The sequence below is a fragment of the Methylobacterium sp. genome, assembly GCF_028290105.1.
GTDB lineage: Bacteria > Pseudomonadota > Alphaproteobacteria > Rhizobiales > Beijerinckiaceae > Methylobacterium.
Map to the genome: position 1 here is coordinate 1 of NZ_JAQGKL010000225.1, position 6,399 is coordinate 6,399.

The window sequence follows — 6,399 nt, forward strand, 5'->3', positions numbered from 1 at the left end:
CTGCGGGCCTTGCGCCAGGGCGGCCAGCGCCGGGGCCATCCGTGCGGCCCAGGCGAACGGCGCGGCGAACGCCTCGGCCGGGGCCGTGACCTCCGACCAGGGCGGCCCGAATGCCGCGAAGGCCCGCTCCAGCGTCCCGGCGAGGGCCGGGCCGTCGGCGCGCAGGCGCTGCAGTTCCACCAGGGTCGCGAGGTCCGGCCCGAGATCGTCCGGCAGGGGCGAGAGGGCGTCGGGCTCCAGAATCCGGCGCAGGCGTCGGAGTCTCGTGCCACGGACCAGGATGCCGGCGCCCTTGGCCGCCCGCCACGCGTCGAGAAACGCAGCAAGGTCGGTCTCGAACAGGGTGGCGGCGTAACGCCCGTGCAGGCGCGCCTCATGCTGCGCCAGAGCTTGCGCATGTCGGCGGCGCGCTTCCACTGCGTGGCGCATCAGGGGCGCGTCGGGGGCGGCACAGCGCAGGCCCGCCGCCGCTTCCGGCCGGGCGAGGGCATTCGCTAGCCCCACGAGCGCCCGGGTACCGTCCCAGGTTCCGCTCGCCCCGGGCAGAGCCAGGGCCTCCCCGAGCCGGTGCGCGGCCTCGGCGAAGGGCGGCAGCACCGCGAGCAGGTCCGCCAGCGCCCGCTCCATCTCGGCGCGCCAGAGCGGCGACCATTCCGCCGGGCCGATGCCGCGCAGCGGGTGCTCCGCAAGGTCGCCGAGGATGGGCACGAGGGTGGCGAGTTCCGCAATGTGGGCCCGTAGCCTCGCCAGAATCGCCGGCGTGTGGGCGGCGTGGTCGGGCCAGGACAGGGGGATGTGGGCCGTGTCGCGGCCACGGTCCGCGATTACCCGGCCGAGCGCGGCGTGGGCGCTGAGGCCGTTGGCGCGGGGGGCGTGCAGCCGCGCCACCAAGTCGTTGAGTCCCGCCCGGCGCCGATCGAGGTCGGCCCCTGCCTCGGCCCAAGGTATCCGGTCAGGCTCGATCTCGGGGCCGCGCGCCGCCCAGGCCTCCCGGAGCTGGGCGAGGACATGGGCCTTCTGGGCTTTGGCCGCATGCACCTCCAGGCAGCAGGCCCCGAGGCCGGCGGCGTCGAGGCGGCGTCGCACCACGTCGAGGGCGGCGGTCTTCTGGGAGACGAACAGCACCGTGCGCCCGAGCGCCAGGGTGTGGGCGATCATATTGGCGATGGTCTGGCTCTTGCCGGTGCCGGGCGGGCCGAACAGCACGAAGTCCTTGCCCGCCCCGCAGGCCAGGATCGCGGCGAGCTGGGACGAATCGGCCGAGAGCGGCGTGAACACGCTGGCTGGCGGATGCTCGGCGTCGAGGCGTTCGGGCGCCGGAAAGCCGGAGGCGTCGCCATAGGCCAGGGTCGGGGTGTCGAGGAGGTGGCGCACCACGGGGTTGCGCTTCAGAAGGTCGGTGCGCTCGGAGAGGTCCCGCCACATCAGCACCTTGGTGAAGGCGAAGGTGGAGAGCACGATCCCGGTCTCGACCTCGAAGCCCTTGAGGTCGCGCACGTGCCCCCGGATGGTGCGCCAGAGCCCCGTCACGTCGAGTCCGTCCTCGTGCAGGCCGGCGTCTAGGTCCGGCAGGGCGAGGCCGAAATCACGGGCCAGCATCTCGATCAGGGTCGGGTTGAAGCGCGCCTCCCCATCGTGGCGGACCAGCCGGAAGCCGGCGCGCACGCTGGTGCGGGTGAGGGCCACCGGCACGAGGAGCAGGGGCGCCCGAACGGGGGCCATCGCCCCGCCCCGGGTCCAGGCGAGGAAGCCGAAGGCGAGGTGGAGCACGTTGGCGCCCCCTTCCTCCAGGCCCGTGCGCGCGGTCCGGAACAGGTCGGTGAGGCGGGCGTCGAGGTCGTCCTCCGGCGCGAGGGTGAGGATGTCTTCGTTCGCGAGAGCGTCCCTCAGGGTGGCCTCGTCCGCAGGCGCCTCCGTGGGCTTCGGCAGGAGCCGGATCGAGGCGCCCCCGGTGAGCCGCGCCGCGAGGGCGTCCGGGTCGGGCGCGACGAGGGTGACGCTGGCCTTGCCCGACCGGAAGTTGAGGAGCTTGTTGCGCAGGGTCAGGTCGAGGAGGCGCAACTTCCATGCCTCCAGACGATCGCGCGGGCGCGGTTCGGGCCGGGGCTCCGGGAGGGGCGGCGGCCGGTCCTCGGGGAAGGCGGGGGCCGGCGCGAAGGGGATTGTCAGCGCGGGTGGCCGCATCAGCGCGGGCGCGGGCGGGGCTTCGGAGGCGAGCGGCGACACACCCCGCAGGCGGGCGCCGCGCACGTCCAGCACGAGATCGAGGGAGCGATCGGCCTCGACCATCCGGGCGCCGCGCGCGATCGCATCCGGGAAGGCCAGGTCCGGTTCGAGGGCGATCAGGATCACCTCCTCGAGGTCACGGCGCTTGCGCAGATCCTGCGCGTCGTCGCCAGCCGCCTCCGGCAAGCGCGCATCGACGAGCCAAAGCCCGGCCGAGACCGTCGATCCGGAGAGGACCACGAGAGGGTTGAGCCCGGCCCGCTCGAAGGCGGCGGCCAGGACGAGCGCGCGTTCGAGGTCGCTCGCGTTCCCGTCCGCCAGGATTGCGCCGGCGCCACGGATGCGCGCCTCGAACCGGTCGAAGCGCGGGGGCGCCGGACGATGCGTCAGGCCCTGGTCGCGCAGGGCCGCGTGGATCGCCTGCGCCGTCTCCCAGACCCGGGCCCGACCATCGGTGTAGCGCGCCGGTCCGTCGGCGCGACCCGCTCGCGCGAGATGGTCCGTGGCCGCCGCCAGCAGGTCGTCCACGGCCGGATCGCCGGGGCGCACGAAGGCGGCCAGCGCCTCGGCTGCCGTCTCGGTTCCGGCCCAGTGCGTCGCCGGCAGGAGGACCAGCGACACGCTCGCGCGGCCGACGACATGGCCAGCCGCGACGGCGGCGAGGGAGAGCGTGCACGGCGTCGCGTCGCCAGGCGACGCGACGACGAGATGGACGGACGGAGTTGGGCAGGTCCGAGATGCGCCCGCCGCCAGCCGTCCCACGCGCAGGGGTTCGGCCCGCAGGATCGCCGGATCGGCGACGAGGCTCAGCACGATGTCAGGCAGGTCGATCTCGCCGATGTTGGTCAGCGAGATGGCGCGGAACGGCGACAAGCCGGCGCGCGCTTGCGCGATGCCGAGTTGCGCCAGGGCGTCGCACGCGATGCGGCAGGCCTCGTCCGGCACCGCCAGGGACGCGATGGCTTCGGATTCTCCAGCCGCCTCCGCCATCCCGCCCCGCCCCCGGTCAGAGCCCCGGTTCTAGCCATGGCCGGCGCGTGACCGCAACCCATTCGATCGCTGATGCAATCACAACGTGCAAGATACGGGCTTCCTGACGGAACGTCGAATTGGAATGATTCCATAACATAGCGTTTGCCGCCGCAAGACGAGGCTCGCTATAGCGGGACCGGTTCACGCGGGCGCGATGGTGTTCGGATCTATTTCCCTCCCTTGCGGAAGGAAATCCGGGCGGCATCGGCAAAAGCGGGTGGATCATGTTCCCGATTGCGAAGGTCGTGCCCGTGACGGACGTTTCCGGTCCCCTCGCCCAGGACCGCCTCAGGCGTGGCTGGCGCTATCGGTCCGCCGTGTTGGGGCGCGTGCTGCTGGCGGCCTTCGGCGGCTACGGCGTCGCCGCGCTCGCCACCGCCTTCCTGTCGCTGACCCTGCCGATGGTGCGCTCGGAGGCGGTCGCCACCGCGACGCTGCTGAGCTTCGCGATCCTGGCCGGGGCGGTGATCTGGGCCTTTGCCGCCCGCACCCTGGCCCGCGCCGCGATCGGCCTCGGCCTGCCCGCCGCGCTGCTGGGGCTGGGGGTCTGGGTCGCGCTCACGCTCAACCCGATGGGGCCGCCGGCATGAGGCTGGGCTTTCGCCAATCCATGGCCTGGCTGCACACCTGGGCCGGGCTCGTCACAGGCTGGGTGATGTTCGCGGTCTTCGTCACCGGCACCGCCACCTATTACCGCGCCGACATCTCGCTCTGGATGCGCCCGGAACTGCGCGCCGGCCCCAGCGAGCCGGCCCCGGCCGCCGAGCGGGGGCTCGCCTACCTCAAGGCGCACGCCCCGAAGGCGATGGCCTGGTACGTCTCGCTGCCGCAGCCGGACCGGCCCCTGATCGGGGTCTACTGGATGGACAGCCTGGAGGCGCCGCTCGGCCAGGCGACGCTCGATGTCGGAACCGGGGCGCCCACCGTGGCGCGGGACACGCAGGGCGGCGATTTCCTGTACCGCTTCCACACCGAACTCCAGATGATGCCGACGCTCGGCCGCTGGATCGTGGGCCTCTGCGCCATGATCATGCTGGTGGCGCTGATCTCCGGCATCGTCACCCACCGGCGCATCTTTTCGGACTTCTTCACCTTCCGGCGGGACAAGGCGGCGCAGCGGGCTTGGCTCGACGCGCACAACGTCACCGGCGTCCTCGCCCTGCCCTTCCACCTCATGATCACCTACACGGGCATCGTGACCCTGGCGCTGATGTACATGCCCTGGGGCGTCACGGCGGCCTACCGGGGCGACGACCTGCGCTTCTACGTCGAGGCCGCCCAGACCACGACCTGGAGCCCGGCCGCCGGTCGGCCGGGGGAGGCCGCGCCCCTGACGCCGCTCCTGGAGCGGGCACAGGGAGAGGTCTCCGAGCCCCTCGAAATGGTCATCGTCAACAATCCGGGGGACGCCAACGCCACCGTGGTGGCCGTGTTCGAGGAGCCGCACGGCCTCGCCCACCAGCACCCGCAGATCGCCTTCGACGCGGTCTCGGGGAAGGTCGTCGAGCGCGTCGGCGCCCTGAAGCCGGCCGCGCGGGTCTTCACCAGCTTCATGGGCCTGCACGAGGCCCACTTCGCGAGCGACGCCCTGCGCCTGCTGTTCTTCCTGTGCGGCCTGATGGGCTCGGCCACCATCGCCACCGGCCTCGTCCTGTGGAGCGTCGCCCGCATGCCGAAGTCCGGCGAGACCCCGGGCCTCGGCCTGCGCCTCGTGCGCGGGCTCAACATCGGCACCATCCTGGGCCTGCCCATCGGCATCGCGGCCCTCTTCCTCGCCAACCGGCTGCTGCCCCTCGACCTCCCGCAACGGGCGACCTGGGAGGGCGCCGCGTTCTTCGGGGCCTGGGCGCTCGCCGCCCTGGTGCCGCTCGCCCGGCCGCACCGGCGGGCCTGGTCGGAGATGGGGCTGGCGGCGGGCCTGCTGTTCGGCGCGGTGCCCGTGGTGAGTTGGCTCACCACGGACCGCGGGCTCGATTTCGCCGGCTTCGACGCCGCCATGCTCGGTCTCGGCCTCGTCCTCGCCCTCGGCGCCCGCAAGGTCGCGCGCTACGAGGGCCGGCGGGCCGCGCCGGCCGAACGCGGTCCGGCCCTCGGTCTGGTGAAAGCATGACGCCCCTCTCCATCGCCCTCAACCTCGCCTTGAGCTTCACGGGCCTGGCCGCGCTCTGCCTCGCCATGGACCGCCACCACCGGGCGATCGCCGGGCGGGGGCAGAGCCGGGCCCGCGCACGCGCCCTGCGCTTGGGCGGCTGGGCCGCCATCGCGGCCTCGTTCGCCGCCGCGATCCTGACCTCGGACTGGAATTTCGGCCCGGTGCAGTGGATCGGCTCGTTGACCGGGGCGGCCCTCCTCGTCGTCGGGCTCGCTTCCTATCGCCCCGCCTGGATTCGGCCCGCCGCCCTCCTCGCCCTGCCGCTGGCACTCGCCGCCGCCCTCCTCGCTTAAGGTGGACGGGCGCCGCCCTTCTCGCCTGAGTGGACGGGCGCCGCCCTTCTCGCCTAAGCGGGCCGGCGCCGTTACCCTAAGGGCGTGACACGCTCGGGAGCGCCGATGTCCCTCGACCCCATGCTCGCCACCCGCATCACCGAGGCCGTCGCCGCCGGGTTCGCGGACCAGGTCGCCCATATCCAGGCCCTGGTGCGGTTCGGCTCGACCCGGGGCGCCGAGCACGCGATCCAGGATTTCGTGTTCCGCAGCTTCCGGGCGCGCGGCTACGCCCTGGACCGCTTCACCATGGACGGGGCGGCGCTGGCCGCGCACCCGGGCGGGGCGGCGATGTCGGAGACCCACTCGCATGCCCCCCTCGTGGTCGCCATCCACCGGCCCCGGGCCGAGACCGGGCGCTCGCTGATCCTCCAGGCCCACGTGGACGTGGTGCCGCCGGGTCCCGCCGATCTCTGGAGCCACCCGCCCTTCGAGCCCGTCATCGACGGAGACTGGATGTACGGGCGGGGGGCCGCCGACATGAAAGCGGGCCACGCCGCCAACCTGTTCGCCCTCGACGCGCTGGCGCGCATCGGCCTGCAGCCGGCCGCCACCGTTACTCTGCAATCCGTGGTCGAGGAGGAATCCACCGGTAACGGCGCCCTGATGACCCATCTGCGCGGCTACCGCGCCGACGCCGTGCTGATCCCCGAGCCC

At 73.3% G+C, this 6,399-nt stretch carries 5 protein-coding genes; 4 read left to right on the forward strand and 1 reads right to left on the reverse strand.

What is annotated here, in order from left to right; all coding sequences use genetic code 11:
- Nucleotides 1–3,216 (reverse strand): DUF4011 domain-containing protein (locus JWQ05_RS16065; RefSeq protein WP_299660324.1); only part of this gene is annotated, 3,216 nt, incomplete at its 3' end.
- 266 nt (nt 3,217–3,482) lie between these two features.
- Between JWQ05_RS16065 and JWQ05_RS16070 the strand changes: the two genes are divergently transcribed.
- The 4 genes from JWQ05_RS16070 to JWQ05_RS16085 all read left to right on the forward strand — a co-directional run.
- Nucleotides 3,483–3,848, forward strand: coding sequence for an iron transporter (locus JWQ05_RS16070; protein WP_366944611.1), 366 nt, complete (start codon nt 3,483–3,485; stop codon nt 3,846–3,848).
- Nucleotides 3,845–5,368: a PepSY domain-containing protein gene (locus tag JWQ05_RS16075; protein ID WP_299660327.1), complete on the forward strand. Its 1,524-nt coding sequence runs from the start codon at nt 3,845–3,847 to the stop codon at nt 5,366–5,368. Before JWQ05_RS16070 ends, JWQ05_RS16075 begins: the two co-directional genes overlap by 4 nt.
- Nucleotides 5,365–5,703, forward strand: a complete 339-nt coding sequence (locus JWQ05_RS16080) for a DUF3325 domain-containing protein (protein WP_299660329.1) — start codon at nt 5,365–5,367, stop codon at nt 5,701–5,703. The genes JWQ05_RS16075 and JWQ05_RS16080 overlap by 4 nt, the downstream gene beginning before the upstream one ends.
- A 105-nt stretch (nt 5,704–5,808) precedes the next feature.
- On the forward strand, nt 5,809–6,399 hold a 591-nt coding region (locus tag JWQ05_RS16085; protein ID WP_299660331.1), incomplete at its 3' end, for a M20/M25/M40 family metallo-hydrolase.

What these genes read in the sequence shown, in the direction of transcription:
- JWQ05_RS16070 (WP_366944611.1), top strand. Translation starts at nt 3,483, where the DNA reads ATGTTCCCGATTGCGAAGGTCGTGCCCGTGACGGACGTTTCCGGTCCC.
- JWQ05_RS16075 (WP_299660327.1), top strand. Translation starts at nt 3,845, where the DNA reads ATGAGGCTGGGCTTTCGCCAATCCATGGCCTGGCTGCACACCTGGGCC.
- JWQ05_RS16080 (WP_299660329.1), top strand. Translation starts at nt 5,365, where the DNA reads ATGACGCCCCTCTCCATCGCCCTCAACCTCGCCTTGAGCTTCACGGGC.